Annotated in this window: 26 protein-coding genes; 13 read left to right on the top strand and 13 right to left on the bottom strand. The window is 59.7% G+C overall.

From position 1 onward, the window contains the following. Positions 1–445: 445 nt before the first annotated feature. Entirely contained in the window at positions 446–631 is a 186-nt protein-coding gene (locus H096_RS30580) for a hypothetical protein (protein ID WP_033902935.1), read from the bottom strand. A 307-nt stretch (positions 632–938) separates the two neighbouring features. On the opposite strand from H096_RS30580, the gene galU reads away from it, so the two are divergent. Then, a complete protein-coding gene (gene galU, locus H096_RS30575; protein WP_028616217.1) occupies positions 939–1,778 on the top strand; it encodes a UTP--glucose-1-phosphate uridylyltransferase GalU in 840 nt (279 codons plus the stop codon). 105 nt (positions 1,779–1,883) lie between these two features. Continuing rightward, entirely contained in the window at positions 1,884–3,242 is a 1,359-nt protein-coding gene (gene gorA / locus H096_RS30570; protein WP_033902934.1) for a glutathione-disulfide reductase, read from the top strand. On the opposite strand, the gene H096_RS30565 is transcribed toward gorA, so the two are convergent. After that, positions 3,243–4,250 carry a DNA-binding protein gene (locus H096_RS30565; protein ID WP_033902933.1) on the bottom strand — a complete coding sequence of 336 codons (1,008 nt, stop codon included), beginning with the start codon at positions 4,248–4,250 and terminating at the stop codon, positions 3,243–3,245. It abuts the gene before it with no gap. A gap of 170 nt (positions 4,251–4,420) precedes the next feature. Here H096_RS30565 and H096_RS30560 point away from each other — a divergent pair, with 170 nt between their 5' ends. The 3 genes from H096_RS30560 to ahpF all read left to right on the top strand — a co-directional run bounded on the left by H096_RS30560 (position 4,421) and on the right by ahpF (position 7,750). After that, complete coding sequence (locus tag H096_RS30560) at positions 4,421–5,347, top strand: site-specific integrase (RefSeq protein WP_033902932.1); 927 nt, start codon at positions 4,421–4,423, stop codon at positions 5,345–5,347. Positions 5,348–5,491: 144 nt separating this feature from the next. Further along, entirely contained in the window at positions 5,492–6,055 is a 564-nt protein-coding gene (gene ahpC, locus H096_RS30555) for an alkyl hydroperoxide reductase subunit C (protein ID WP_010210361.1), read from the top strand. Between the two features lie 129 nt (positions 6,056–6,184). Next, positions 6,185–7,750: an alkyl hydroperoxide reductase subunit F gene (gene ahpF, locus H096_RS30550; protein WP_033902931.1), complete on the top strand. Its 1,566-nt coding sequence runs from the start codon at positions 6,185–6,187 to the stop codon at positions 7,748–7,750. A gap of 50 nt (positions 7,751–7,800) precedes the next feature. Here ahpF and gloA read toward each other — a convergent pair whose 3' ends face one another. After that, positions 7,801–8,322, bottom strand: a complete 522-nt coding sequence (gene gloA / locus H096_RS30545; RefSeq protein WP_016974784.1) for a lactoylglutathione lyase — start codon at positions 8,320–8,322, stop codon at positions 7,801–7,803. Between the two features lie 196 nt (positions 8,323–8,518). On the opposite strand from gloA, the gene H096_RS30540 reads away from it, so the two are divergent. Beyond that, a complete protein-coding gene (locus tag H096_RS30540; RefSeq protein ID WP_033903037.1) occupies positions 8,519–9,055 on the top strand; it encodes a DUF4946 domain-containing protein in 537 nt (178 codons plus the stop codon). A 112-nt stretch (positions 9,056–9,167) separates the two neighbouring features. Here H096_RS30540 and H096_RS30535 read toward each other — a convergent pair whose 3' ends face one another. The 3 genes from H096_RS30535 to H096_RS30525 form a co-directional block, all read right to left on the bottom strand. After that, a complete protein-coding gene (locus tag H096_RS30535; RefSeq protein WP_033902930.1) occupies positions 9,168–9,533 on the bottom strand; it encodes a histone-like nucleoid-structuring protein, MvaT/MvaU family in 366 nt (121 codons plus the stop codon). A gap of 198 nt (positions 9,534–9,731) precedes the next feature. Continuing rightward, entirely contained in the window at positions 9,732–11,273 is a 1,542-nt protein-coding gene (locus H096_RS30530; protein ID WP_033902929.1) for an EAL domain-containing protein, read from the bottom strand. Between the two features lie 97 nt (positions 11,274–11,370). Then, positions 11,371–12,240: a LysR family transcriptional regulator gene (locus H096_RS30525; protein ID WP_033902928.1), complete on the bottom strand. Its 870-nt coding sequence runs from the start codon at positions 12,238–12,240 to the stop codon at positions 11,371–11,373. A 77-nt stretch (positions 12,241–12,317) separates the two neighbouring features. Here H096_RS30525 and H096_RS30520 point away from each other — a divergent pair, with 77 nt between their 5' ends. Both H096_RS30520 and hppD read left to right on the top strand, forming a co-directional pair. Beyond that, positions 12,318–13,241, top strand: a complete 924-nt coding sequence (locus tag H096_RS30520; protein ID WP_156487822.1) for an EamA family transporter — start codon at positions 12,318–12,320, stop codon at positions 13,239–13,241. Between the two features lie 245 nt (positions 13,242–13,486). After that, complete coding sequence (gene hppD, locus H096_RS30515; RefSeq protein WP_033902925.1) at positions 13,487–14,563, top strand: 4-hydroxyphenylpyruvate dioxygenase; 1,077 nt, start codon at positions 13,487–13,489, stop codon at positions 14,561–14,563. A gap of 55 nt (positions 14,564–14,618) precedes the next feature. On the opposite strand, the gene rarD is transcribed toward hppD, so the two are convergent. The 3 genes from rarD to H096_RS30500 form a co-directional block, all read right to left on the bottom strand. After that, the gene (gene rarD, locus H096_RS30510; RefSeq protein ID WP_033903036.1) at positions 14,619–15,500 is read right to left on the bottom strand and encodes an EamA family transporter RarD; all 882 of its coding nucleotides are present in this window, start codon (positions 15,498–15,500) and stop codon (positions 14,619–14,621) included. A gap of 258 nt (positions 15,501–15,758) precedes the next feature. Further along, positions 15,759–16,769, bottom strand: a complete 1,011-nt coding sequence (locus H096_RS30505) for an aldo/keto reductase (protein WP_033902924.1) — start codon at positions 16,767–16,769, stop codon at positions 15,759–15,761. A 79-nt stretch (positions 16,770–16,848) separates the two neighbouring features. Continuing rightward, positions 16,849–17,751, bottom strand: a complete 903-nt coding sequence (locus tag H096_RS30500; RefSeq protein ID WP_033902923.1) for a LysR family transcriptional regulator — start codon at positions 17,749–17,751, stop codon at positions 16,849–16,851. Positions 17,752–17,852: 101 nt separating this feature from the next. Here H096_RS30500 and H096_RS30495 point away from each other — a divergent pair, with 101 nt between their 5' ends. Next, a complete protein-coding gene (locus H096_RS30495; protein ID WP_033902922.1) occupies positions 17,853–18,557 on the top strand; it encodes an SDR family oxidoreductase in 705 nt (234 codons plus the stop codon). A 13-nt stretch (positions 18,558–18,570) separates the two neighbouring features. Here H096_RS30495 and H096_RS30490 read toward each other — a convergent pair whose 3' ends face one another. Further along, positions 18,571–19,881, bottom strand: coding sequence for an MFS transporter (locus H096_RS30490; RefSeq protein ID WP_016974773.1), 1,311 nt, complete (start codon positions 19,879–19,881; stop codon positions 18,571–18,573). Between the two features lie 162 nt (positions 19,882–20,043). Between H096_RS30490 and H096_RS30485 the strand changes: the two genes are divergently transcribed. The 4 genes from H096_RS30485 to H096_RS30470 all read left to right on the top strand — a co-directional run bounded on the left by H096_RS30485 (position 20,044) and on the right by H096_RS30470 (position 24,074). Beyond that, a complete protein-coding gene (locus H096_RS30485) occupies positions 20,044–21,150 on the top strand; it encodes a sugar diacid recognition domain-containing protein (RefSeq protein ID WP_033902921.1) in 1,107 nt (368 codons plus the stop codon). Between the two features lie 91 nt (positions 21,151–21,241). Then, positions 21,242–22,381 carry a glycerate kinase gene (locus H096_RS30480; protein ID WP_033902920.1) on the top strand — a complete coding sequence of 380 codons (1,140 nt, stop codon included), beginning with the start codon at positions 21,242–21,244 and terminating at the stop codon, positions 22,379–22,381. A 54-nt stretch (positions 22,382–22,435) separates the two neighbouring features. Then, positions 22,436–23,500, top strand: a complete 1,065-nt coding sequence (locus tag H096_RS30475) for a DUF1176 domain-containing protein (protein ID WP_033902919.1) — start codon at positions 22,436–22,438, stop codon at positions 23,498–23,500. Positions 23,501–23,561: 61 nt separating this feature from the next. Continuing rightward, entirely contained in the window at positions 23,562–24,074 is a 513-nt protein-coding gene (locus tag H096_RS30470) for a GNAT family N-acetyltransferase (RefSeq protein ID WP_033902918.1), read from the top strand. Here H096_RS30470 and H096_RS30465 read toward each other — a convergent pair. The 3 genes from H096_RS30465 to ccoN all read right to left on the bottom strand — a co-directional run bounded on the left by H096_RS30465 (position 24,071) and on the right by ccoN (position 26,489). After that, positions 24,071–24,760 (bottom strand): aspartate/glutamate racemase family protein, encoded by a 690-nt coding sequence (locus H096_RS30465; RefSeq protein ID WP_033902917.1) that lies wholly within the window; start codon positions 24,758–24,760, stop codon positions 24,071–24,073. The genes H096_RS30470 and H096_RS30465 overlap by 4 nt on opposite strands. 90 nt (positions 24,761–24,850) lie before the next feature. Then, positions 24,851–25,060 carry a cbb3-type cytochrome c oxidase subunit 3 gene (locus H096_RS30460; RefSeq protein ID WP_033902916.1) on the bottom strand — a complete coding sequence of 70 codons (210 nt, stop codon included), beginning with the start codon at positions 25,058–25,060 and terminating at the stop codon, positions 24,851–24,853. 1 nt (position 25,061) lies between these two features. Next, positions 25,062–26,489, bottom strand: a complete 1,428-nt coding sequence (gene ccoN / locus H096_RS30455) for a cytochrome-c oxidase, cbb3-type subunit I (RefSeq protein WP_033902915.1) — start codon at positions 26,487–26,489, stop codon at positions 25,062–25,064. Positions 26,490–26,584 lie beyond the last annotated feature (95 nt).

The following is a 26,584-nucleotide window of genomic DNA, read 5'->3' as shown; positions in this document are numbered from 1 at the left end:
CGTTCATTACTGACATGTAACGCACGCAGGGAATTTGGTTCGACGCCGACCAAGTTGCAGCGAGGAGGAATTTGATTTTTCCAACTATTTGCATTGCAAGTTTCAGCGGCGTTCGAACTCAGGCCATTGTTGGGCTTGCGTGGACAAAAGTAAGTCGCCTGATTCGCCTAGTTGCGTAGCCGGTTATGTCAGGATGTGTAAGAGGGATATGGCATTTTGCCAAAAAACAATAATTAGCTGTAAGAGATGGACTACCATCATTAAGGGAGAGGGTGTTTTGAACGTTATGATTTCTGTAAGAATAGAATTACAGAGATTAATGATGCAAACATCGATAGATGTCGCTATGTAACGGCCACGGCGCGGTTTCAGCGGGCCGCTTGCATGAAATGAGCGCCCACAAAAAAGCCCCGGTGAACGGGGCTTGATGACAGGGCAGCAGAGCTTACTTGGTTTTCGGTCGTTTGCTCGACGCATGGCCTGCTTCGTCCACAAACACTTCGGCCACGGCGATCGCCTGGCTCTCGGTGGGGAAGACCCCGGCGACGCTGTCACCGTGGAAGTTGATCAGGTGCCAGCCGTCCGCTCGCTTCGTGATCAAGTAGCCGTTTACGCCTTTTGGTTCTGACATCTATCAATCTCATGGTGTGATTCAAGGGCGTAATGATAGCGCCAAATGCGGCAGGTGCGCGCAGGTTATTCTAGGTCAGTGTCCTGGGTGCAAAAGCGTGCTAAAAAGGGTGCAGCCCTTTGAAATCCTGAGGTGCAGGCAGTTTTTGCCGTGCCGGTGTGGAGGCTCTTCGCGAGACCAGCGGAACTTACGCCGACATTTTTTCTCTATGATGACATCGCAACGCCAGCAGGACCCATTGTAAGGTGACTGCGGCCTGATTAGACTGCGCCGAATTCCGTACGCACAGCCCTTTGTAAGGACCCATATGATCAAGAAATGCTTGTTCCCAGCAGCCGGTTACGGCACTCGCTTCTTGCCAGCGACCAAGGCCATGCCCAAAGAGATGCTGCCGGTGGTGAACAAGCCACTGATTCAGTACGGCGTCGAAGAGGCACTGGATGCCGGTCTGAACGAAATCTCCATCGTGACCGGCCGTGGTAAGCGCGCGCTGGAAGACCACTTTGACATCAGCTATGAGCTGGAAAACCAGATCAAGGGCACCGACAAGGAAAAATACCTGGTCGGCATCCGCAAGCTGCTGGACGAGTGCTCGTTCTCTTACACCCGCCAGACCCAGATGAAAGGCCTCGGCCACGCCATCCTGACTGGCCGCCCGCTGATCGGCGACGAACCGTTCGCCGTGGTGCTGGCGGATGACCTGTGCGTCAATCTGGAAGGCAAGGGTGTTCTGGAGCAGATGGTTGATCTGTACAAGAAATACCGTTGCACCATCGTGGCAGTCCAGGAAGTGGACCCACAGGAAACCAACAAATACGGCGTGATCGCGGGCGACGAAATCGGCGATGGCCTGATCCGCGTACGTGACATGGTTGAAAAGCCAGCGCCGGAAGATGCCCCGTCGAACCTGGCGATCATCGGCCGTTACATCCTGACCCCGGACATCTTCAAGTTGATCGAAGAAACCGAGCCAGGCAAGGGCGGCGAAATCCAGATCACCGACGCTCTGCTCAAGCAAGCTAAAGACGGCTGCGTCATTGCCTACAAGTTCAAGGGCCAGCGTTTCGACTGCGGTGGCGCTGAAGGCTACATCGAGGCGACCAACTTCTGCTACGAGCACTTCTACAAGACTGGCAAGGCTTACTGATTCACGCTGTAAGCGGCCTGTTCCAAAAAAGCCACCTTCGGGTGGCTTTTTCGTTTTTCAGCCCCATGTAAGTCGGTATGCTGGTTGCCTGCCGAGGAGAGTGAAATGGCTTACGATTTTGACCTGTATGTGATTGGCGCCGGTTCCGGCGGTGTTCGTGCGGCGCGTTTTGCCGCAGGCTTTGGTGCCAAAGTGGCCGTGGCGGAAAGCCGCTACCTGGGTGGTACCTGCGTCAACGTCGGCTGCGTGCCGAAAAAACTGTTGGTGTATGGCGCACACTTTGCCGAGGATTTTGATCAGGCCAGCGGGTTTGGTTGGTCACTGGGCGAGGCGAATTTTGATTGGGCCACTCTGATCGCCAATAAAGATCGCGAGATCAATCGCCTCAATGGCATCTACCGCAACCTGCTGGTTAACAGTGGTGTGACGCTGCATGAAGGGCATGCGCGCCTGGTAGATGCGCATCAAGTCGAGATCAATGGCGAGCGCTTTACCGCCAAGCACATCCTCATCGCGACGGGTGGCTGGCCGCAGATTCCGGAGATTCCAGGGCGTGAACACGCTATCGGCTCCAATGAGGCGTTCTTCCTCAAGGAATTACCAAAGCGTGTACTGGTGGTCGGTGGTGGCTATATTGCCGTCGAGTTCGCAGGGATTTTCCATGGCTTGGGCGCACAGACAACCCTGCTGTATCGCGGTGACTTGTTCCTGCGTGGCTTCGACGGTTCGGTGCGTACACATCTGAAAGAAGAGCTGACCAAGCGTGGCCTCGACCTGCAATTCAATGCCGATATCGAGCGTATCGACAAGCAAGCCGATGGCAGCCTCAAAGCCACGCTAAAAGACGGTCGCGTGCTGGAAGCGGACTGTGTGTTCTACGCCACGGGTCGCCGCCCGATGCTGGACAACCTTGGGTTGGAAAGCACCGGCGTGAAGCTCGATAAGCGTGGTTTCGTCGAAGTGGACGATCTGTACCAGACCGCCGAATCGTCAATCCTGGCCATCGGCGACGTGATCGGGCGCGTGCAACTGACACCTGTTGCGTTGGCCGAAGGCATGGCCGTGGCGCGTCGGCTGTTCAAGCCTGAGCAGTATCGTCCGGTGGATTACGCCATGATCCCGACGGCGGTGTTCAGCCTGCCCAACATCGGCACGGTTGGCCTGACTGAAGAAGAGGCGAAAGAGAAGGGCCATAAAGTGCAGATCTTCGAAAGCCGTTTCCGGCCAATGAAGCTGACCCTGACCGAGTGCCAGGAAAAAACCCTGATGAAGCTGGTGGTCGACGCTGACACCGACCAGGTGCTGGGTTGCCACATGGTCGGCCCGGATGCTGGCGAGATCGTCCAGGGCCTGGCGATCGCGCTCAAGGCGGGCGCGACCAAGCAGCATTTCGACGACACCATCGGCGTGCACCCTACGGCGGCGGAAGAGTTCGTCACCATGCGCACGCCTGTGGCGGGCTGATCAGCGTTCGGGCGTTGCCTCTGGCGCCGTCGCAACGGCGGCCGCCAGGCGCAATGCCTCGATACTGGCCTGGGCTTTGATCAGTTCCAATTCCAGGGTTTTGTTGGAGTGCTGGTGTTCGGTCAACGCTTCCTGGCGTGACTGACTTTCCAGCACGGCAACGCGCAGGCGCTCCTGAAGCAGGGTGCGCTCGCTGTCAATCAGGCTCACCTGTTCGCTCAGCTTGAGCTGCTGGGCCTGGTCTTTGCGGGATTGTTCCTGCAGCGCCGTCAACTCTTTCGATGTCATCCGATGCTCGATCAGCAGCCGCTCGTTGTCGCGATGCAGTTGGGTGATTTCATCCTGACGCACCATGACGCTCTGCTGGGCCTGGCGCAATTCTGCCTGTACCTGTTGCAACTGGCCTTCATGGCGACGCTGTTCCTGCTCGCGCTGCTCCTTGATCGCATTACGGTAATGCTCCAAGGCGTCCCTTGCGTGCAGGTGCTTTTCTTCCAGCGAACGGATCTGCTCGTCCTTGTCGTTGATCCGTAGCTCGTAATCACTGCACGCCTGGCTCAACCCGGCGTTACGGGTTTGTTCGGTCTGCAGGCTGGTGCTGGTGGTTTGCAGGGCCGCGCTTTCTTCTGCCAGGGCGGCGGCCTGGATATCAAATTGTTGCTTGAGTTGACCATGGGTTTCATCAAGGGACTCCAGCTGGGCGAGCAGGGCGCCTTTCTGTTGCTCGAACTGCGCCAAAGCCAGGTCGATAGGCTCCTGGGCTTTGTCCTTCAGGCGTTGCGCCAGGCGCGCCACCAGCTCGCCAAGCTCGTCGTCGATGGGGGCCTCGGTGATGGTGACTCGGGTTTCGCTCTCATCCAGCTCCTTCAGATAGCGATGAATCGTGGTTTTCGAGCCGGTGTTGCCCATTTCGATGCGTACAGCGTCGATGCTGGGGTTTTCGCCGCGAGCGAGGATCGCCAGGCGTGCCGTTTGAACTACTGCTTTATTAATGCCGCCGCGAGCCATGGGGTCTCCGTCGATTTAGTACTGTGGTACGTATTATGTATATACATACTATATCATGAATAAAATATCGTTTGAATTCATGATTTAACAGATGGGATATTGGCGTATTATCCCGTGTCATGCGGGTTGGGCCCGCGAAAGCCACCGCCAGCAGTACGAATAGGCCTTTAATGAGCGATTTGGATCGTTACCTCAACGCCGCCACCCGCGATAACACGCGACGCAGTTACCGTGCGGCCATCGAGCATTTCGAAGTGAGCTGGGGAGGGTTCCTGCCCGCGACCAGCGACAGCGTGGCGCGTTATCTGGTGGCACATGCCGGCGTCTTGGCGGTCAACACGCTGAAGCTACGGCTTTCGGCACTGGCGCAGTGGCATACGAGCCAAGGCTTTCCCGACCCGACCAAGGCGCCGGTGGTGCGCAAAGTGCTCAAGGGCATTCGCGCCGTGCATCCGGTGCGGGAGAAGCAAGCCGAGCCGTTGCAGCTCAAACACCTTGAACAGGTGGTGGCCTCCCTTGAAAGCGAGGCGAAAGAGGCGGCCCACGACTTGCCTCGGCTACTGCGCGCCAAGCGCGACACTGCACTGATCCTGCTGGGCTTCTGGCGCGGCTTTCGCAGCGATGAACTGTGTCGGCTCGAGATTGAGCATGTGCAGGCGACGCCCGGTGCCGGGATCAGCCTGTATCTGCCGCGCAGCAAAAGCGACCGTGACAACCTCGGCAAGACCTATCACACCCCGGCGTTGCTGCGCCTGTGCCCGGTGCAGGCCTACAGCGAATGGCTCAGCGCCTCGGCATTGGTGCGTGGCCCGGTGTTTCGCGGCATTGATCGTTGGGGCAACCTGGGGGAGGAGGGGTTGCACCCCAACAGTGTGATCCCGTTGCTGCGCCAGGCGCTGAGGCGCGCCGGCATCCCCGCCGAGCACTACACCAGTCACTCGCTGCGCCGTGGGTTTGCCACGTGGGCTCACCGCAGTGGCTGGGATTTGAAGTCATTGATGAGTTACGTCGGCTGGAGCGACATGAAATCCGCCATGCGCTATGTTGAAGCGACGCCCTTTCTTGGCATGACCCTGGCGACGCAACCGCTGCTTTGAGATTTCTTCTATTAATACAGTCACCTGATAGGGAAAACCAATCGTCAGCATCAGGTTTGCCAATGAGCCATCGGTCGAGAGAGTGGGTAGGATTCACCTCATCAACTTACTAAGCCCTTCTACAAACCTGACGGAGAGTCAACGATGCCTATCATCAACAGCCAAGTAAAACCGTTCAAAGCTACCGCCTACAAAAACGGCAACTTCGTCGATGTGTCCGACGCCGACCTGAAAGGCAAGTGGTCCGTTGTGTTCTTCTACCCAGCCGACTTCACCTTCGTTTGCCCAACCGAGCTGGAAGACCTGGCTGACAACTACGCCGAATTCCAGAAGCTGGGCGTCGAGATCTACAGCGTTTCCACCGACACCCACTTCGCCCACGCTGCCTGGCACAACACTTCGCCAGCCATCGGCAAGATCCAGTACACCATGATCGGCGACCCAACCCTGACCATCTCCCGCAACTTCGACGTACTGATCGAAGAAGCTGGCCTGGCAGATCGCGGTACTTTCGTGATCAACCCAGAAGGTCAGATCAAGATCGTTGAGCTGAACGACGGCGGTGTTGGCCGTGACGCTTCCGAGCTGCTGCGCAAAATCAAGGCCGCTCAATACGTTGCTGCCCACCCAGGCGAAGTATGCCCAGCCAAGTGGAAAGAAGGCGAAGCCACCCTGGCTCCATCCCTGGACCTGGTCGGCAAGATCTAAGTCTGTGAAGTCTCAAGGGCGGTATTCCGCACTGAAGTAAGCTGCATCCGCCCCCAAAAACGCCCGGGCGAGATTCGCTCGGGCGTTTTTTTGTCTGCAATAAACCGAAATTTATAGGAAATCGCCCGTATGTTGGACGCCAATCTTAAAGCTCAGTTGAAGTCATACCTGGAACGGGTCACCCAGCCGATCGAGATCGTCGCCTCCCTCGACGACGGTGCGAAATCCCAGGAAATGCTTGCCCTTTTGCAGGATGTGGTCAGCCTCACGACGCTGATTACCCTGAAAACCGATGGTGATGATGCGCGCAAGCCGTCGTTCTCCATCAACCGCCCAGGTGCCGAGATCAGCCTGCGTTTCGCTGGCATCCCGATGGGCCATGAATTCACTTCGTTGGTGCTGGCCCTGCTGCAAGTCGGTGGCCACCCGTCGAAGGCCAGTGTCGAAGTCGTTGAACAGATCCGCGCCCTCAAAGGTGAGTTCAGCTTCGAGACTTACTTCTCGCTGTCCTGCCAGAACTGCCCGGACGTGGTCCAGGCGCTGAACCTGATGGCCGTGCTCAACCCGAACATCCGCCACGTCGCCATCGACGGCGCGCTGTTCCAGGCTGAAGTCGACGAGCGCCAGATCATGGCGGTACCGAGTGTTTACTTGAACGGTGTGAACTTCGGTCAGGGCCGTATGGGCCTGGAAGAGATTCTTGCCAAGCTCGACACCAGTGGCATTGAAAAAGCCGCCGAGAAAATCAGCGCCAAAGACGCCTTTGATGTACTTGTCGTCGGCGGCGGCCCAGCCGGTTCTGCGGCCGCGATCTACGCTGCACGTAAAGGCATCCGTACCGGCGTTGCTGCCGAGCGTTTTGGCGGCCAAGTGCTGGACACCATGTCCATCGAGAACTTCATCTCGGTACAAGAGACCGAAGGGCCGAAACTGGCCAGCGCACTGGAAGCCCACGTGCGTCAATACGACGTGGACATCATGAACCTGCAGCGCGCCAGCAGCCTGGTGCCTGCGAAAAACGCCGGCGACTTGCACGAAATTCGTTTTGAAAGCGGTGCGACCCTGAAGTCCAAGACCGTGATCCTGGCCACCGGCGCCCGCTGGCGCGAAATGGGTGTGCCGGGCGAGCAGGAATACAAGGCTAAAGGCGTGTGCTTCTGCCCACACTGCGACGGTCCGCTGTTCAAGGGCAAGCGTGTGGCGGTGATCGGCGGTGGTAACTCCGGCGTTGAGGCGGCCATCGACCTGGCCGGTATCGTCAGCCACGTGACCTTGCTTGAGTTCGACAGCAAATTGCGCGCCGACGCCGTGCTGCAACGCAAGCTCTACAGCCTGCCGAACGTTGACGTGATCACCAGTGCGTTGACTAGCGAAGTGAAAGGCGATGGCCAGAAAGTCACCGGCCTGGCGTATAAGGATCGCGACAGCGGCGAGTTCAAGACCATCGAGCTGGAAGGGATCTTTGTACAGATCGGTTTGCTGCCCAACACCGATTGGCTCAAAGGCACCGTGGAACTGACGCCACGCGGCGAGATTATCGTCGATGCGCGGGGTGAGACTTCACTGCCAGGCGTATTCGCCGCCGGCGACGTGACGACGGTGCCGTACAAGCAGATCGTGATTGCAGTGGGCGAGGGCGCCAAGGCTTCGCTGAGTGCTTTCGATCACTTGATCCGGACTTCCGCCCCGGCGTAAATCCGCAGACGGAAATGAAAAACCCCATGAGTGATCATGGGGTTTTTTCGTTACAGCGGTGCAGGCTGGATAATCTCGACCCAGTAAGCGTCCGGGTCCTTGATGAAGGCCAGGCTCTTCATGCGGCCATCGCTCAGGCGCTTCTGGAAGTCGCAGCCCAGGGCTTCGAAACGTTCGCAGGCAGCGACGATATCCGGCACCGAGATGCAAATATGGCCAAAACCGCGTGGGTCGGTATTACCGTTGTGGTAGGCAAAGTCGGCATCGTTTTCGGTGCCGTGGTTGTGGGTCAGCTCCAGGATGCCTGGGATCGACTTCATCCACTGGGTGCGCTCGGCGGCATCGGCCGGGATCTGGGATTTGTCCACCAGGGCCAGGAAGTACAGGCTGAATTCGGCTTCCGGGAAGTCGCGCTTTTCAACCAGGGAAAAACCCAGGACGCGGGTGTAGAAGTCCAGCGACTTGGTGATGTCCTTGACCCGCAGCATGGTGTGGTTGAACACGAAGTTCGTGGTGGCGGTGTCCGGTTGGGCGGTAACGCCCGGGAAAGTGTTCAGTTCGTGCAGGCTCATGGGCCCTCCAGAAAAAATGGGGCAAACGCAGCTCTGAAATGTGAGCGGTTCCTTGGCTTGCGGCTGGCATCCGTGCAGCCGGTCCATGATACGCAAGGCTCGCCCCAGGCGCCAAATGAAAAAGACCATGCAGGCCTTGCGACACAGGGGCGCCGGGGCTCAAACTTTGACGCTTGAACCTTGGGTATTTTTCGCAATGATCGCATTTCGTAAACCGCTGTTGAGCGCTGTGTGTTTGTTGGTCGGCAGTTCCTGCGTACTGGCGGCGGACCCCGAAATTCACTGGCCCAGTGGCTGGCAGGTTGAAGAGGTGGTACCGGATGATGAAGCACCTGTTAAACCCCAGGCGGTGTCGCGCCAGCGTGCAATCAAGAATGATGAAAATGGCACGACCTTGATGGTAATGGAGTTGACCGGTACACCGATTGAAGCGGGGCATAAGGTTAATCTTCAAGGTGTATTGCTGGAGATGCGCAAGTCCATCCAGAAAGATTTTGCCCAGGGCGGTTATCAAAGTGTGTGCAGCAAGATGCACCCTACAACATTGAGCCGTCTTGAGGCGTTGGAAACTACTTGTGTGATAACCGAAAATGGGCGTCACGTGCTTTCGCAAACATTGGTGGGCGCGGTTGATGCCGATAAGGCCTATGTTTTTTCATACGCAGGGCAGGCCGAGGCGTACGAAGCAAGCAAGGATGAGGTCAGTTCGGTGCGCGATAGCCTGAAACTTTAAGTGTGTAATGCCTGTCGATTGTGAACATAATGAAACGTTATTTAAGTTCGCTTTCGAACCGCAGAATTAAAAAAGCCCCGCATAAGCGGGGCTCTTTGTTAGTGCCGTGCAATCAGCCGCGAAGCCAGGAATCTACAGTGGCTGCACCGTACTGTTCTTTCCAGGCCTTGAGGCCGCGGTGGTTGCCACCTTTGGTTTCGATCAGCTCACCAGTGTGCGGGTTCTGGTAAACCTTGACCACACGTGCGCGGCGCTGTTTTGGTGCGCTGACGGCAGTAGCACTGGACTTGCCCGGGTTTGGATCAAGGATGGAAATGATGTCGCGCAGGCCTTTGCCGTAGGTCTTCATCAGGCCCTGGAGCTTTTCTTCGAATTCGATTTCTTTCTTCAGGCCGGCGTCGTTTTTCAGGGATTCCAGCTGGGCAAGCTGCTCTTGAAGGGCTTTTTCGGCTGCGCGAAATTCGGCGAGTCTGGACAAAATAGGTACTCCAATAGTGTGTTTGGCTGATATCAACTGCAGACAAAGCTATAAGCCAAGCGCTTTAAGGCGACTCAAGAAAGAAGCCGTCCCGCGAGTTCTGCACAGGCTGGAAAAATTGTAGTAGTTAATTTGCTACGAGTAAATCATGTCTTTTGTCTAAATAACATTATTTCAGAGCAGGTAGTGCATGGCTATTCAATGGCTGGCCAGTGATTTAATAAATTCATCGCACGGCAAAGGCTTTCCAAACAGGTAACCCTGCAGGAAATCCACGCCTTGAGCGGCCAGGTAATCGGACTGTTCAGGCGTTTCCACACCTTCTGCAACAATGCCCAAATCGAGTTTGCCGGACAGTTCAATGATGCTGTCGAGAATATGCCGCGAGAGTGCATCTGCACCGATCATGGCGACAAAACTCTGGTCGATCTTCAAGTAGTCGACATTGAAGTTACGCAAATAGCCCAGGCTGGAGTGGCCGGTGCCGAAGTCATCAATAGCGATCATTACCCCCAGTTGATGCAGGGCGTCGAACAGCTGGCGGGTAATGTCAGTGGGCACGATCAGCTCGCGCTCGGTCAACTCCAGCACCAACGTCACCTGGCCCACGGGAAAGGCGGCCAGAAACTCACGGCAGTCATCCACCAAGGCCAAATCCTGGCAATGGCGTGCGGTGATATTCACGCCGATATGAAACCCCGGACTGAAGCGCGACGCATGGGGCGCCAGTTGCGCGGCGGTCTGGCGCAGCAGGGCGCGGGTCATCGGTACGATCAGGCCCGAATGCTCGGCCAGGGGGATAAACAGGTCAGGGCGTACCAGGCCTTCTTTAGGGTGTTGCCAGCGCATCAGCACTTCACATCCCGCCCACTCGCGAGTATCGCCTCGGACCACCGGTTGGAAATACGGAATGAATTCATTGGCGCCCAATGCCCGCTGCAATTCGTGAGTCGGCGCCGATGAGCGCTTTTGCAGCCAGTGCGCCAAAAGGCCTGCCAGCACGCCAAAAAACACGATCAGGCTGAACATTGCCGGGTATCGGGCCTGCATGTAGCGCCACACTTCACCGGCCGGCATGCCTGCGTCGACGCTGTAGTGATAGCGTGCGGACGCCAAGTGATGGTGGGCCACTGCGAACGCTGGCACCGCAGTGTCATGCACGTTGCCATCAGCCCCGAGCCAATTGGGGCCCACTTGCAGCACCAGGTGGGCGTATCGGCTGATCAGGCGCAGGGCGTTGGTCAGGTGGTAGCCATCAATCGACGCAAAAGCCGCCTTGTCGCCCTCAACCAACCGGTAGACCAGCAGCGCGGTATCGGGTGTCACCGGGTTGCCGTTCATCAGCCATAAGCGGCCATCTACGTAATCATCCGGGTTGACCGGCGATTCGTAGTTGCTGCCAAACAACGAGCTGCAATAGATGTTTTTTTGCCAGGACAGGGTGGTCGCACGCACAAACGGGCGACGTGTGACTTGTTCGCGCAGGGCCAGTTGTGCGCCGTTATCACAGGGTTGCCCCGCCAGTGGCAGCAAGGCCTTGGCGGCAAGTGCGGTGTTGTCGAGCATCAGGTCGAATTGGCGCACCGCCTCCTGGGCGGTCTGGGCCGTGCTTTGCTGCAAGGTACGTTCGGCTTGCCAGTGCAGGATCACGACCCCAAGCGCAATCGGCAGCAGCGCACTCAGCGAGGTGATCAAGTAGCGAGTGGCGCGTTTTCGCGGGCCGTTGACGGTCAGGGGCATGGGGTGAACGGCCTGTTACAGGGATCAGATTGAGTCGATGATAGATGGCTCGACTGAAATAAGCTCGCGAGCCTAGCCATTTGGCCAGTATGCGCCGCTATAGCTCCAGGCCTTGGGCAATGCGAATAAAGGCGAGTGCAGCAGGGGAAGACTGGCGTCGATCGAGCACGGCGAGGCCAACTTGGCGCAGCACACGGGGAGATAATGCGCGCTGTACATACCGAGGATCGCGTCCAGCCGGCAATGAGGCCTGTGCCACCACGCTGACCGCATCACCCCGGCTGACGGTCTCCAGGGTGCTCAGCAATTGCGAACAGCGATAACGTACCTTCGGGGTCAGCCGCGCCTGGTTGAACAGGCGCATCACCAATTCAGTAGAGCCGGCCTCGGTCAGCGCGAAAGGATCGCTGCACAAATCCTTGAGGCTCACGTGTTCACGGGCAGCCAGCTTATGCTCGGCCGGCAGCAGTGCGACCATCTGGTCCTCGAACAGTGGGAAAGTGTCGAAGCGTTCCTGGTCGAGCACCACGAAACCAACATCGATCCTACGTTCGTCGAGCCATTGGATGACCTGCCTGTCGGGTCCTTCGTCCACGTGGACTTCAATGCCCGGATACTCCAGGCGGAACCGGTTGAGGATCTTTGGCAGCAGGTAGGTCGAGGAGGTGGGGCCAAAGGAGCCGATTCGCAGTGTCCCGCATTTCATGCCGCGCGCATCCGCCGCTTCCTGTTGCAGCGTGTTGGCCAGCCCCAGCATCGCCCGTGCACGCCCCAGCAACTGTGTGCCGATGTCGCTGAGTTCAACCTGGGCCTGATGGCGCCTGAACAGCGCCACCCCCAGTTCCTGTTCCAGGCCTTTGATCGCGTGGGAAACCGCTGATTGGCTGATGCCGAGGCGGTGCGCGGCGCTGGTAAAGCCTTGCAGCTCGGCAACGAGTGAGAAGATTTCGAGTTGAGTCAGGGTCATGAGCAATCACTCATTTTACGATGACACCGTATTACCAGAAGAATGCAGGCATTCTCAAGCCATCAGAGCCCTGTCCCGTGCATTCAAGTTCAGATCGCATCACTTATATGAAGCTGGCCGCCGTCACCATGATCTGGGGCGGCACCTTTGTGGCCGGTCGCTACCTGAGCGGGACGCTCGACCCTTTGCTGGCGGCCAGCCTGCGGTTTGCGCTGGCCAGCCTGGCGTTGCTGGCCTTCCTGGGCTTGGCACGCATCCGGTTGGTCCGGCCAAACCCTCGGCAGCTACTGCAACTGGCGATGCTGGGTTTCTTCGGCATCTTTTTCTACAACCTGTGTTTCTTCTACGGGTTGCAGTTCATCAACGCGTCGCGCGCTTCATTGATCGTGGCGCTGAACCCGGCGGTGATCGGCCTGGCGTCCTGGTGGTTGTTCAAGGAGCGCCTCGGTGTCGGCAAAATCGCAGGGATCGTGCTGTGTCTGGCGGGGGCCGCCGTGGTCATCGTCAGTCGCAACCCCCAGGTATTTAACGACGCAACCAGCACTTGGCGTGGGGATGTGCTGATATTCGGGTGTGTCGCGGGGTGGGGCATCTACTCACTGTTTTCCCGTGGTTTGAATCAGAGCCTGGGGCCGCTGCAGACGGTTACGTGGTCGATACTGCTGGGCACGCTCATGCTGACCGTCACCACACTGGTCATGGGGCGCTTTACGCTGGAGGCGATGGGCCGCGTGCATCTCGCGCAAGGGCTGAGCCTGATATACCTCGGCGTGCTGGGTTCGGCGCTGGCCTATATCGGCTACTACGATGGCATCCGGCGTATCGGCGCGACGCGCTCCGGCGTCTTCATCGCGCTGAATCCGCTGACAGCGGTGATCTGTGGCGCCTTGTTGCTGGACGAACAGTTGACCCTTTCCATGCTGACCGGCGGTGCGCTGATCCTGCTGGGCATCTACCTGTGCAACAAACCCCTTGCACGCGCGAGGGCAATGGGGATTTGATAAGAGTACGGACAAACGTGGTTACGCTGTGTAGAATCGATTTACGCATACAAGAATATGGACTTGCGCTCACGCAAGCCTAAGCCGTCAGAGACTGATGACCCCATGAAGCTACTCGGCTCCCCCCTCATCTTTGGTGACTTCCTCGCCCGCAGCGTGCGAGGCCTTTCCTGTGCGCCACCCTGCAACCTCATCCTTGCTCGCCACTAATACTGTGTCTATTACAAGAATGATGAGGTGCCACCATGGCAGATCTATACGAAAACCCAATGGGCCTGATGGGCTTTGAATTCATCGAATTCGCGTCGCCGACGCCGGGCACCCTGGAGCCGATCTTCGAGATCATGGGCTTTACCAAAGTCGCGACCCACCGCTCCAAGAACGTGCACCTGTACCGCCAGGGCGAGATCAACCTGATCCTCAACAACGAGCCCAACAGCATCGCCTCCTACTTTGCGGCCGAACATGGCCCATCGGTGTGCGGCATGGCGTTCCGCGTCAAGGACTCGCAAAAAGCCTACAACCGCGCCCTGGAACTGGGTGCCCAACCGATCCATATCGAAACCGGCCCGATGGAATTGAACCTGCCGGCGATCAAGGGCATCGGTGGTGCGCCGCTGTACCTGATCGACCGTTTTGGCGAAGGCAGCTCGATCTATGACATCGACTTCGTATACCTCGAAGGCGTGGAGCGCAACCCGGTCGGTGCAAACCTCAAGGTCATCGACCATCTGACCCACAACGTTTATCGCGGTCGCATGGCCTACTGGGCCAACTTCTACGAAAAACTGTTCAACTTCCGTGAAGCGCGCTACTTCGACATCAAGGGCGAATACACCGGCCTGACCTCCAAGGCCATGAGTGCGCCGGACGGCATGATCCGCATCCCGCTCAACGAAGAGTCGTCCAAGGGCGCGGGGCAGATCGAAGAGTTTTTGATGCAGTTCAACGGCGAAGGCATCCAGCACGTGGCGTTCCTCACCGACGACCTGGTCAAGACCTGGGACGCGTTGAAGAAGATCGGCATGCGCTTCATGACCGCACCGCCGGACACCTATTACGAAATGCTCGAAGGCCGCCTGCCGAACCACGGCGAGCCGGTGGATCAATTACAGGCACGCGGTATCCTGCTGGACGGTTCTTCAGTTGAAGGCGACAAGCGCCTGCTGCTGCAGATTTTCTCGGAAACCCTGATGGGCCCGGTGTTCTTCGAATTCATCCAGCGCAAGGGCGATGATGGGTTTGGCGAGGGCAACTTCAAGGCGCTGTTCGAGTCCATCGAACGCGACCAAGTGCGTCGTGGTGTATTGACCGCCGACTAAGCGTAGAAAAGCCCGGCCGAGGGCGACCCCGGCCGGGCTTTTTATTGCCTGCGCATCAGGCTTTGCGTTGGCGCACCAAGTGTTTGAAGCCTTCAAACACCAGCACCATCACCGCCAGCCAGATCGGGATGTAGGTGAACCATTCGCCACCCTTGATCCCTTCACCCAAGATCAGCGCCACGCCTAACAGCAGGACCGGCTCAACGTAGCTGAGCAACCCGAACAGGCTGAACGCCAGCAAGCGGCTGGCGATGATGTAGCTCACCAGCGCCGAGGCACTGATCAGCCCCAGCATCGGGATCAGTGCGTACAGTTTTGGGTGGGCATCCATGACCGCAAAGCCTTGCTCGCCACTCTGCACAAACCACCAGGCCACCGGCAGCATCAGCGCCATATCCAGCCAGAGCCCGCCCAGATGGTCGGTCTTGAGGTATTTGCGCACGATGAAGTAAACCGGATAACCAATGATCACCACCAGCGTTGCCCAGGAGAATCCACCGGCCTGGTACAACTCGTTGAGTACACCGAGGGCGGCAAAAAACACGGCGATCCGTTGCAGGTAGGACAGCTGTTCACCCCACGCCAGGCGCCCGGTCAGCACCATGGTCAGCGGCAACAAGAAGTAACCCACCGACACATCCAGACTGCGCCCATTCAGCGGCGCCCACATGAACAGCCACAATTGCACACCCAACAACGCGGAAGACAACAACACACCCGCAATCAAACGCGGCTTGGCCGCCAACAGCTGTACCAACTCCCACACGCGCCGCCATTCGCCGCTGACGATCATGAAGATCGTCATGCACGGCACGGTCAGCAACATGCGCCAGCCGAAAATCTCAAGGCCGCTCAAGGGCGTGAGCAATGACGTGAAGTAATACATCACGGCAAACAGCACCGAGGCCAAGACCGATAAAACAACACCTTTAGACACACTGTCCTCGCGAAAAACCATTGATACAAAAGAAGGGGAATTTCAGGAGGGGATTATGGAGCTTTTTGGCGGGAGAAGGTTGCGCTGTTTTGGGGCGTTTTTCAGAGGGCTTATCGCGGAGTACCGGTTCAGATCAAACCTTGTGGCGAGGGAGCTTGCTCCCGCTGGACTGCGTAGCAGCCCCAGTCTTTCAAAAAAGCCGGGGCCGCTTCGCGACCCAGCGGGAGCAAGCTCCCTCGCCACACCAGTTTTTCAGGCTTAAAGGTGCGCCACACGCCCCGATACAAAATGCCCGACATCATTGAACCCCGGCGTGGACGAATGCCCTGGCGTCACCAGCGAATCGATAAACGCCTCATCTTCTGCGCTGATCTTCACCTCCAGCGCGCCGATGTAAGCGTCCCATTGCGCCTCGGTACGCGGCCCGACAATCGCCGAACTGACCGCCGAGTTGTTCAATACCCAGGCAATCGCAAACTCAACAATCCCTACGCCACGTCCTTGGGTGTACTGCTGGATCTGCTGGGCGATGCGCAGCGACTCCACACGCCATTCGGTTTCCAGGATGCGTTTGTCCTGGCGCGCCGCGCGGCTGCCGGCCTCGGGGGTAACGTCCGGGGCGTATTTACCGCTGAGCACGCCGCGGGCCAGTGGGCTGTAAGGCACCACGCCGAGGCCGTAGGCGGCTGCCGCGGTAATCTGCTCCACCTCGGCCTGGCGGTTGACGATGTTGTAAAGCGGTTGGCTGATCACCGGCTTGTCGACGCCCAGGCGCTCCGCCACACGAATCACCTCGGCAATGCGCCAGCCACGATAATTGGACAGGCCCCAATAACGGATCTTGCCCTGGCGGATCAGGTCGCCAATCGCCGACACCGTCACTTCCAGCGGCGTGTTGTGGTCTTCGCGGTGCAGGTAGTAAATGTCCAGGTAGTCGGTATCGAGGCGTGTCAGGCTGGCTTCCAGCGCATTGAAAATACGCTTGCGGCTCAAGCCGCTGCGGTTGGGCAAGCCGTCCGCCGGGCCGATGCCGACCTTGGATGCCACCACCCAATCCTGGCGATTGCGCACAATGGCTTCGCCGACGATTTCCTCGGAACGCCCACCGGTGTAGACGTCCGCCGTGTCGATAAAATTGATGCCCTGGTCCCAGGCCTTGTCGATGATGCGCAGCGAGTCCTCGGTGTTGGTCTGTTCGCCAAACATCATGGTGCCCAGGGTCAAGGCGCTGACCTTCAACCCGGACTGGCCCAATGTGCGGTAAATCATGGATAACTCCTCAAGGCGGGAAATGTACCCCTGCAATACCAGACTCAGCCGCTCTGGGACAAGCCCCGCGCGCGTTTCTTCATGAACCCAGCAACGCCTGGCAACGTGCCTGTAGAAATCGATGCAGCACCTTCACCCGTTCCGACACCTGCAGGCGGTGAGGGCACATCAGGTTGAACGGGGCAGGCTCGCCTTGCCAATCCTCAAACAGCGGCACCAGTCGACCGGCCGCGATATCGCCGATCACGTCGAGCCTGGCCTTGTAGGCGATACCATGCCCGCCAAGCGCCCAACGGCGGACGATTTCTCCGTCGTTGCTGAGGAAATCACCTGAGACTTCCACCTCCTGTAGCTGATCAACCTGGCGAAACCGCCACGTCTTGCTCACCTGGCCCTGGCGCATGTACCGCAGCGTACTGTGCGCGGACAATTCCATGGGCTCGCGCGGTGTGCCGTGGCGTGCCAGGTAAGCGGGGCTGGCGCAGGCGACGCGGTGGTGATCTGGGGCAATCGGCAAAGCAACCAGGCTGGAGTCCTGGGGCACGCCAAAGCGCAGGGCGATGTCCACGGTTTCGCGGAACAGGTCGGCATTGCTGTCGTTCAGCATCAACTGCAGGCGGATATTCGGGTGCTCCGCCTTGAACTCGTCCAGCCAGCCCAGCACCACATTGCGCCCGAAATCCGATGGCGCGGCCAGTTGCAGCAACCCACTCAAGCCCTGGCTTTGCTGTTTGAGCGCTTGTTCGCCTTCGGACAACGCCGCCAGTGCCACGCGCACGCTGTCGAGGTAACGCCGGCCTTCCTCGGTCAGGCGCATGCTGCGCGTGGAGCGTGCCAGCAAGCGAATACCCAGGCGGGTTTCCAGGCGCTTGAGGGCGATGCTCGCTGCCGCCGGCGTCAAGCCCAGGCCACGGGCGGCGGCGGACAAGCTACCGGTATCGGCGGTGCGCACGAAGACTTCAAGATCGAGGATCGAGCTCATTTGTAAAAATCCTTTAAAGATCTTGTCGTTTTACCGGGATTTTTCGCGGATTGCCAAGCTGGGAAGATAAACACTCACTTTCTCAATCAGGAATCTCTTCCATGACTTCTTCCCTCAATGGCAAAACCGTCATCGTGATCGGCGGCAGCAGCGGCATCGGTGCCGCCGTGGCTAAGGCTGCTGCCGCGCGGGGTGCGCAGGTGGTGTTGGCCGGGCGGCGCTTGGTGTCCGGCGTCGAAAACGGCTTGCGCAGCGAGCCGGTTGACGTCACTGATGCGGCCTCCCTGCAACGTCTGTTCGAAACGGTGGGGCGCTTTGATCACTTGGTCTACACCTCAGGGCCAAGCGTGCGCGCCAAGACCTTGATCGAAACCGACCTGAGCGAAGCCCAGGAAAACTTCAACGTAAAACTGTGGGGCTCACTGCGGGCCATCCAGTTGGCACTGCCATTTTTGAGCGAGCACGGCAGTATCAGCCTGACCTCCGGGCAATTGGGGCGTAAATCCGTGGCGGGGCAATTCATCAAGACCGGTATCAACGCTGCGACCGAAGCGCTGGTCAAGCAATTGGCCAAGGAACTGGCGCCACGCCGGGTCAATGCGATCAGTCCGGGGGTGATTGATACGCCGGCCTATGCCGGGCTTGCAGACGATCAGCGCTTGGCGATGTTTGCCAAGGCCGGCGGTGCGCTGCCGGTGGGGCGAGTGGGGCAGGCGGAGGAGGTTGCGGCGGGGTATGTACTGGTCATGGAAAATGGCTTTATGACCGCCACCGTCATTGATATCGACGGCGGCGGTCTGCTCTGATGGCTGGAGCGTTTTAAGCCTTCAGGGTGCGCGTCATTCGCAGCGCCAACACACTACCGGCCACGATCACCGCCGCCAGCAGGTACAACGCCACGTCCGTGGACCCGGTGGCATCCTTCACGAAGCCGACGATGTACGGGCTGAGGAAGCCGGCCATCTGGCCCATGGAGTTGATCAACGCCAGGCCACCTGCCGCCGCGCCGGCACTGAGCATGGCGGTCGGCACCGGCCAGAACATCGGCAGGCCGGTGAGGGCGCCCATGGTGGCGATGGTCAGGCCGAGGATCGCAATGGCCGGTGTGGTCGCGAAGTTCACTGCGATCACCAGGCCGACAGCGCCCATCAGCATTGGTACCACCAAGTGCCAGCGACGCTCCTTGCGCAAGTCGGCGGAGCGGCCCACCAGCAACATGAAGACTGCCGCCAGCAGGTAAGGGATCGCACTCAGCCAGCCGATCACCAGGTTATCGCTGAACCCCAGGTTCTTGATGATCGACGGCAGCCAGAAGTTGATGGCGTACACGCCGCTCTGGATGCAGAAGTAGATCAGGCCGAACGCCCAGATGGCAGGGTTCTTGAACACCTCCGCGAGGGAATCGGTGGTGGTCTTCGGCTTGTTCGCCAGGTCGGTCGCCTGATCGGCTTCCAGTACTGCGCGTTCGTGGGGCTTGAGCCACTTGGCGTTGGCAAAGCTGTCGCTGAGCAGGAAGTAGGCGAGGGCGCCCAGCACGACGGTCGGAATACCTTGCAGCAGGAACATCCACTGCCAGCCCGCGAGGCCGCCTTGGCCAGCGGCGAAGTGGTTGAGGATCCAGCCGGAGAACGGGCTGCCGAGCAACCCGGAAACCGGGATCGCCGACATGAACAGCGCCATGATCCGCCCACGGCGGAAGGTCGGGAACCACTGCGAGAGGTACAGCACCACGCCGGGGAAGAAGCCCGCCTCGGCGGCACCGGTGAACAGGCGCAAAGTGTAGAAGTGTGTCGGCGTGGTGACGAACAGCAGGCAGGTGGACAGCGTGCCCCAGACGATCATCATCAACGCAATCCAGCGCCGTGGACCGAACTTGGTCAGCGCCAGGTTGCTCGGTACGCCACACAGCACGTAGCCGATGAAGAAGATCCCGGCACCGAGGCCGTATACGGTTTCGCTGAATTTCAACGCATCGAGCATCTGCAACTTGGCAAAGCCAACGTTTACCCGGTCGAGGTAATTGAACAGATAGCAGATGAAAATGAAGGGGATCAGGCGCAGGGTAATGCGCTTGTAGATGGCGTTTTTATCGTCATCGGTGGCCAGTGGGGTCGTGGCGCTCTGTGACATGGCAGTCTCTCTTTATTATGATTTTTCGCGATGCGAGGGTAACGTTGATCGCCCACTGAGTCTCAGCCACCTGGCAGGTTGCTGTCTTTGTGCTTGCGCACAGCGAACCCGGCTTTGCGCTGTGCCTATGAACAACCCATCGCTTTCAAGGAATTTAGCCCCATGTTCGAGCTGGATCATGACCTGGCGCAGGATATCGTCGATCGGACCATGGCGATCCTGCCCTACAACGTCAACGTCATGGACAGCCAGGGCCTGATCCTCGGCAGCGGCGAGCCCGAGCGCATCAACACCCGCCATGAAGGCGCACAACTGGTGCTGGCCAATGGTCGCGTAGTGGAAATCGACGGCCAGACCGCCAAGCACCTCAAGGGGGTGCAACCGGGCATCAACCTGCCGTTGCTGCACGACGGGCGCCTGATCGGCGTGCTTGGCATCACTGGCGAACCCGAAGGCCTGCGTACGTACGCCGAACTGGTACGCATGACCGCCGAGATGCTGGTCAGCCATCGCCACCAGCAGGCCGAGCAACAATGGCGGCGCCAGCGTTGTGATGATCTGCTGGCCTTGCTGTTGGCGGAAGCTGGCGATTCGCCGCGCCTGGTGGACGAAGCGCAGCAACTGGGGCTCAAGCCGCAACTGGCACGCACGCCGTACCTGTTTGAACTGGGCGCAGGGCAATCGGCGGAAGCCCTGAGTGCCTGGCTGACCTCGCGTTATCCGGACAGCTGGTGTGTCAGCTCGGCGCAATACTCATTGCTGTGGTGCCGGCCAGCGGCAGTGCCGGTCGACAACCCGCGTTTGCTGGAAAAACTCGAAGGTCTCGGTTGGAACATCCTGCGTGTCGCCGTGGGCGGGCAAGCGGATGGTCTGGCCGGGCTGCGCCGTTGCTATCGACGCGTGGGTGATCTGCTCGCCTATGGCCGTGATGTACTGCCGCAGTCGCGGCTGTTGACCCTCAATCGCTATCGCTTGCCCGTGATGCTCTGGCGCCATCGCAATGACGATGCGCTCGACGAACTGCTCAACCCTTTGCGCAAAGTGCTGGCCAAGGACAGCAATGGTCAGCTGCAAGCCACATTGCGCAGTTGGTGTGAACACGACGGGCAAAGCCAGGCCTGTGCCGATGCCCTGGGTATTCACCGCAACAGCCTGCGTTACCGCATGGAACGGATTGCCGAACTCAGTGGCGTCGACCCCTTGACCCTGGACGGCATGCTCGCGCTCTACCTGGGCGTACAGCTGCTGCCCCAGCCTTTGTCGGAATGAACAACAAAGCGCCGCGGTACTTGTGCATCGGACCGGCGTCATCGGCCGTGGCAACTGGCAGCATGGGCGTTATAAAAACCGGAGAAAGCCCATGAAAATCATCATCGCCCCCGACTCGTTCAAGGATAGCCTGAGTGCCGAAGGCGTCGCCCAGGCCATTGCTGCCGGGTTGGCCCAGGTCTGGCCGGATGCGCAATTGATCCAGTGCCCGATGGCGGATGGCGGTGAAGGTACGGTGGATTCGGTGCTGGCCGCCTGTAATGGCGAATTGCGTCACCACAGCGTACGCGGCCCGCTGGGTGTCGCAGTTGAAGCGCATTGGGGCTGGTTGGCCGACAGCCACACCGCAATCATCGAAATGGCTGAAGCCAGCGGCTTGCAACTGGTTCCGGCCGGCCAGCGCGACGCGTGCAAAACCACCACCTATGGCACCGGCGAACTGATCCGCGCCGCCCTGGATGCGGGCGCCCGGCGCATCATCCTGGCGATTGGCGGCAGTGCTACCAACGATGGCGGCGCAGGGGCGATGCAGGCGCTCGGCGTGCAACTGTTCGATGCCGAACACCAAGCACTGCCACCCGGTGGCCTGGCGTTGGCCCGCCTGGCGCAGATCAACCTTGAAAACCTCGACCCACGCCTGGCCCAGGTGCGCTTTGAAATCGCCGCCGACGTGAACAACCCGCTGTGCGGCCCCCACGGCGCCTCAGCGATTTTTGGCCCGCAAAAAGGCGCGAGCCCCGAGCAAGTCCAACAACTGGACGCTGCACTCGGCCACTTCGCCGACCACTGCGCCAAGGTCCTGCCCAACGATGTACGCGACGAACCTGGCAGCGGCGCTGCAGGTGGCCTGGGTTTCGCCGCCAAGGCCTTCCTGGGCGCGCAGTTCCGCGCGGGTGTCGAGGTGGTGGCCGAGCTGGTCGGCCTGGCCGAAGCCGTACGTGGCGCCGACCTGGTGATCACCGGCGAAGGCCGCTTCGACGCCCAGACCTTGCGCGGAAAAACCCCGTTTGGCGTGGCACGCATTGCCCAACAACACAACGTACCGGTGATCGTGATTGCCGGCACCTTGGGCGATGGCTACGAACAGATGTACGCCCACGGCGTGGACGCCGCCTTCGCCTTGCCTTGCGGCCCGATGAGCCTGGAACAGGCATGCAACGAGGCACCGCGTTTATTGCAGGAGCGGGCGGCGGATATTGCGCGGGTGTGGCGCGTGGCAACACGGCGCTGACGTAAAACCCCAGGCATGGGACAATCCGCGCCTTTTTCGACACGGAGAGTCCCTATGCTGCGCCCCGCACTCCTGGCTCTGTCTCTGGCAGGCGCCACCGCCCCAGCCTTCGCTCAACCTCCTACCGAATCGGTCCCGCTGCTGCGGGAGATCAAGCAATGGGTCATCGGTTGCGACAACCTGCGTAATTGCCACGCCCTCAGCGCGCCCAGCGGCGTCAATGAAGAGGATTACAGCTCGCTGACCCTGCACCTCTGGCACCAGGCCGGTCCTCAAGGGTATCTGCGTTTGCGTTTTGACCATCGAGGCGAGGAGGTGGACCTGTCTGATTTGCTGCTGGATGGCAAGCCGCTGGGCCTGGAACTGACGCAGGACTTGCACGTCGAGCTGGATGACCAGGGCGGCGACCCCGAGGTGCAGTCCTTCGGGGTGATCGAGGACGCGGCCGCGCGGCGTTGGTTGCAACGCTTGCGCAATGGCCAGCGTTTGCAGTTACCGGGCGACGAGGCGGCCCACGTATCGCTCAGCGGCCTGAGTGCTTCGTTGCTGTTGATGGATGCCGTGCAGGGCCGTGTGGACAACGTGACGGCCCTGGCACGGCCCGGAAAGGGCGCCGCCAGTGAGGTTGCGCCACGCGTGCCGGTGCCGGTGCTGCGCAAGTTTGCAGTGGCGCCGCCGCTGACTGCCCAGGAGCAGACGGGTCTGGTGGCTGCTGCCTTGCAGGCCGTAAAGCCTGAGGAAGGCGAGCCCGAGGCAAAAGTTGGCGCGCTGACAGCGCAACAGGCCATGACGGTGACGCGTTATGACTGTGCGGCCTATAACTGCGAGTTCGATGTGAGCAGCCGTGAGCGCCAGGCGCCTTACAAGCAAACGCCAATGGACCTGCAGCCGCTGCCCCTGGAAGACGCCGCGCTGCAAGGCTCGGTCGGGTATGACGAAGCGTCCGGGACCCTGAGTTATTTCTACAAGCAGCGTGGGATCGGGGATTGCGGCGGCGGTGCTTCCTGGGTGTTCGATGGCAAGCGTTTCCAGCTCAGCGAGTTCCACAGAATGCCGCGCTGCACCGGCGTCGGCTACGGTGATTGGCCAGCGTTGTGGACGACCATGCCAGCACCCTAGCCATCGGGCCCACAGCGCCTCTACACTGGCAGGCCACTTGTCTTTCAAAGGATGAAACACAATGCATACACCTGAGCCCCATATCGTGATCCAGCGCTTCACTGAGGCCCACCTTGAAGGCGTCGCTGCGCTCTATAACGAACCGGCCGTGTGCCGTCAGGTGCTGCAAATGCCTTTCCAGTCGGTCGAGGCGTGGCGTAATAAACTGGTACAGGACAACGAGCGGCGCCTGCAACTGGTGGCCTTGCACGGTGGAGAGGTGATCGGCCAGCTTGGCCTGGAACAGTACCTGCGGGTACGCCAGGCCCATGTCGGTTCATTCGGCATGGGCGTGGCCACGGCGTGGCAGGGCAAAGGGGTTGGCTCGCGCCTGCTGACGGCCGCGCTGGACGTGGCCGACAACTGGATGAACCTGCGCCGGGTGGAACTCACGGTGTACGCCGACAACGAAGCGGCACAGAGGCTGTACCGCAAGTTCGGCTTTGAGGTCGAAGGCGTGTTGCGCGACTACGCGCTGCGTGACGGCCAGTTTGTCGACACCCTCAGCATGGCGCGCCTGCGCCAGTCGGCTTAGCCCAGGGCAAACGCCACCGCAGCCTGCGCATGCAGCTCGGTGGTGTCCAGCAGCGGCAGGTCGCTGTGCTCGGGCTTGATCAACAGGCTGATTTCCGTGCAACCGAGGATGATCGCCTGGGCGCCGCGTGCGGCCAGGGACTCGATCACCGCTTGGTAGACCTTGCGTGACGCATCGCTGATCACGCCGACGCACAACTCCTCATAGATAATCCGGTGCACGGCTTGGCGCTCGTCCGCCTCGGGCACCAGCACGGTCAGGCCCTGGGCCGCCAGGCGCGATTTGAGGAAGTCCTGCTCCATGGTAAACGCGGTGCCGAGCAGGCCGACGGTCAGCGTGCCGGCCTCTACTGCCGCTGCACCTGCCGCATCGGCGATGTGCAGGAACGGAATCGACACCGCCGCTTCAATGCGCGGCGCTACCAAATGCATGGTGTTGGTACACAGCACCACACACTCGGCGCCACCGGCTTGCAGACGGCGCGCGGCGTCTTCGAGGATCAGCGCGGTGTCATCCCAACGGCCGGCGTGCTGGGCCTGTTCCACCGGACCGAAGTCCACGCTGTACATCAACAGTTGCGCCGAGCGCAGCGGGCCGAGCTGGTCGCGCACGCGCTGGTTGATGATGCGGTAATACTCGGCGCTGGACTCCCAGCTCATGCCGCCGATAAGGCCGATGGTGCGCATGCGATGCTCCTGACAACGAAAGTCGCTTCACCTTACCCATCGGCCGGGGATTAGTCATACGCAGTTGGCCGCGAAATGACCGGTGCAGTTTCACATGTCCAGGTTGATCCAACCCGGCTTGGCTTCCTCCGGTGCCACCGCGTTGATCCGCTTGCCGGTCGCCCGCTCCACGCGCCGCGCCACCTCCGGGTCATCGGCAAAGGGCATCAGGCTGGCGTCGTCCAGGCTTTTGTCCGACTGGCCGCGCAGGCAATACTCCACCGCGCCGTACAGGCACACCACCATCAGCAGGCCCCACATCTCAGGCGATCCGCGCATCGCGCTGCGCCATTTTCACGTCCGCGACTCGCACCGTGCGCCAAGTGTTGTAGGCCATCAGCACCATCCCCGTAAGAAAGAACACGCCCCCGGCAAACCGCACCACAAACCCCGGATGGCTGGCCTGCAAGGCTTCGACAAAGGAATAGGTGAGGGTGCCGTCATCGTTGACCGCCCGCCACATCAGGCCTTGGGTGATGCCGTTGACCCACATCGACGCGATGTACAGCACGGTGCCGATAGTCGCGAGCCAGAAGTGCAGGTTGATCAGCGGCACACTGTGCATCTGCTCGCGCCCGAACACTTTGGGGATCATGTGGTACAGCGAGCCAAAGGTGATCATCGCCACCCATCCCAGGGCCCCGGCGTGTACGTGGCCGATGGTCCAGTCGGTGTAGTGGGACAGGGCGTTGACGGTCTTGATCGCCATCATCGGCCCTTCGAACGTCGACATGCCGTAGAACGCCAGGGACAGCACCAGGAACCGCAGGATCGGGTCGGTGCGCAACTTATGCCAGGCGCCGGACAAGGTCATCATGCCGTTGATCATCCCGCCCCAGCTCGGTGCCAGCAGAATCAGCGACATGGCCATGCCCAATGACTGCGCCCAATCCGGCAGGGCGGTGTAGTGCAGGTGATGCGGGCCAGCCCAGATATACAGGGTGATCAACGCCCAGAAGTGCACGATGGAAAGACGATAGGAGTACACCGGGCGTCCGACTTGTTTCGGCACGAAGTAATACATCATCCCCAAAAAACCGGTGGTCAGGAAAAACCCTACGGCGTTGTGTCCGTACCACCACTGCACCATCGCATCGGTGGCCCCGGAATACACCGGGTACGACTTGAACCAATCCACCGGGATCGCCAAGTGGTTGACCACGTGCAACATGGCGATCACCAGGATAAAGGCGCCGAAAAACCAGTTGCCCACGTAAATATGTTGGGTTTTGCGTCGCACCACGGTGGTGAAAAACACAATGGCATAGGCCACCCAAACCACAGCCATCCACACCGCGCCGGAGAACTCGATCTCGGCGTATTCCTTGGTGGTGGTGTAGCCCAGCGGCAAGCTGATCAGCATGATCACGATCACTGACTGCCAGCCCCAGAAGGTAAAGGCTGCCAGCTTGTCGGAAAACAAGCGCACCTGGCAGGTGCGCTGTACCGCGTAGTAGCTGGCGGCAAACTGCGCGCTGCCGGCAAAACCGAAGATCACCAGGCTGGTGTGTAAGGGCCGCAAACGGCCAAAGGTGGTCCAGGGCAGGTCCAGGTTCATTTCCGGCCACACCAGTTGCGAGGCGATCCACACGCCCATGGCCATGCCCACCACGCCCCAGACGATAGTGGCGATAACAAATTGGCGGACGACTTTATAGTTATAGGCCTGCCCGATTGTTGCTGTGCTCATGCTCAGTCCTCCCACGGTTCCAAGTGGCGGCACTGTAGGAAGCGTGGGCAAAACAAAACAGGCTCAGTAAAACCTCATTGTTGCGGATCAGTTTT

The organism is Pseudomonas sp. FH1, from assembly GCF_000510895.2.
GTDB lineage: Bacteria > Pseudomonadota > Gammaproteobacteria > Pseudomonadales > Pseudomonadaceae > Aquipseudomonas > Aquipseudomonas azotoformans_A.
This window is presented reverse-complemented; position numbering and strand designations above follow the sequence as displayed.

What these genes read in the sequence shown, in the direction of transcription:
- H096_RS30580 (WP_033902935.1), bottom strand. Translation starts at nt 631, where the DNA reads ATGTCAGAACCAAAAGGCGTAAACGGCTACTTGATCACGAAGCGAGCG.
- galU (WP_028616217.1), top strand. Translation starts at nt 939, where the DNA reads ATGATCAAGAAATGCTTGTTCCCAGCAGCCGGTTACGGCACTCGCTTC.
- gorA (WP_033902934.1), top strand. Translation starts at nt 1,884, where the DNA reads ATGGCTTACGATTTTGACCTGTATGTGATTGGCGCCGGTTCCGGCGGT.
- H096_RS30565 (WP_033902933.1), bottom strand. Translation starts at nt 4,250, where the DNA reads ATGGCTCGCGGCGGCATTAATAAAGCAGTAGTTCAAACGGCACGCCTG.
- H096_RS30560 (WP_033902932.1), top strand. Translation starts at nt 4,421, where the DNA reads ATGAGCGATTTGGATCGTTACCTCAACGCCGCCACCCGCGATAACACG.
- ahpC (WP_010210361.1), top strand. Translation starts at nt 5,492, where the DNA reads ATGCCTATCATCAACAGCCAAGTAAAACCGTTCAAAGCTACCGCCTAC.
- ahpF (WP_033902931.1), top strand. Translation starts at nt 6,185, where the DNA reads ATGTTGGACGCCAATCTTAAAGCTCAGTTGAAGTCATACCTGGAACGG.
- gloA (WP_016974784.1), bottom strand. Translation starts at nt 8,322, where the DNA reads ATGAGCCTGCACGAACTGAACACTTTCCCGGGCGTTACCGCCCAACCG.
- H096_RS30540 (WP_033903037.1), top strand. Translation starts at nt 8,519, where the DNA reads ATGATCGCATTTCGTAAACCGCTGTTGAGCGCTGTGTGTTTGTTGGTC.
- H096_RS30530 (WP_033902929.1), bottom strand. Translation starts at nt 11,273, where the DNA reads ATGCCCCTGACCGTCAACGGCCCGCGAAAACGCGCCACTCGCTACTTG.
- H096_RS30525 (WP_033902928.1), bottom strand. Translation starts at nt 12,240, where the DNA reads ATGACCCTGACTCAACTCGAAATCTTCTCACTCGTTGCCGAGCTGCAA.
- hppD (WP_033902925.1), top strand. Translation starts at nt 13,487, where the DNA reads ATGGCAGATCTATACGAAAACCCAATGGGCCTGATGGGCTTTGAATTC.
- H096_RS30505 (WP_033902924.1), bottom strand. Translation starts at nt 16,769, where the DNA reads ATGATTTACCGCACATTGGGCCAGTCCGGGTTGAAGGTCAGCGCCTTG.
- H096_RS30500 (WP_033902923.1), bottom strand. Translation starts at nt 17,751, where the DNA reads ATGAGCTCGATCCTCGATCTTGAAGTCTTCGTGCGCACCGCCGATACC.
- H096_RS30495 (WP_033902922.1), top strand. Translation starts at nt 17,853, where the DNA reads ATGACTTCTTCCCTCAATGGCAAAACCGTCATCGTGATCGGCGGCAGC.
- H096_RS30490 (WP_016974773.1), bottom strand. Translation starts at nt 19,881, where the DNA reads ATGTCACAGAGCGCCACGACCCCACTGGCCACCGATGACGATAAAAAC.
- H096_RS30485 (WP_033902921.1), top strand. Translation starts at nt 20,044, where the DNA reads ATGTTCGAGCTGGATCATGACCTGGCGCAGGATATCGTCGATCGGACC.
- H096_RS30480 (WP_033902920.1), top strand. Translation starts at nt 21,242, where the DNA reads ATGAAAATCATCATCGCCCCCGACTCGTTCAAGGATAGCCTGAGTGCC.
- H096_RS30475 (WP_033902919.1), top strand. Translation starts at nt 22,436, where the DNA reads ATGCTGCGCCCCGCACTCCTGGCTCTGTCTCTGGCAGGCGCCACCGCC.
- H096_RS30470 (WP_033902918.1), top strand. Translation starts at nt 23,562, where the DNA reads ATGCATACACCTGAGCCCCATATCGTGATCCAGCGCTTCACTGAGGCC.
- H096_RS30465 (WP_033902917.1), bottom strand. Translation starts at nt 24,760, where the DNA reads ATGCGCACCATCGGCCTTATCGGCGGCATGAGCTGGGAGTCCAGCGCC.
- H096_RS30460 (WP_033902916.1), bottom strand. Translation starts at nt 25,060, where the DNA reads ATGTGGGGCCTGCTGATGGTGGTGTGCCTGTACGGCGCGGTGGAGTAT.
- ccoN (WP_033902915.1), bottom strand. Translation starts at nt 26,489, where the DNA reads ATGAGCACAGCAACAATCGGGCAGGCCTATAACTATAAAGTCGTCCGC.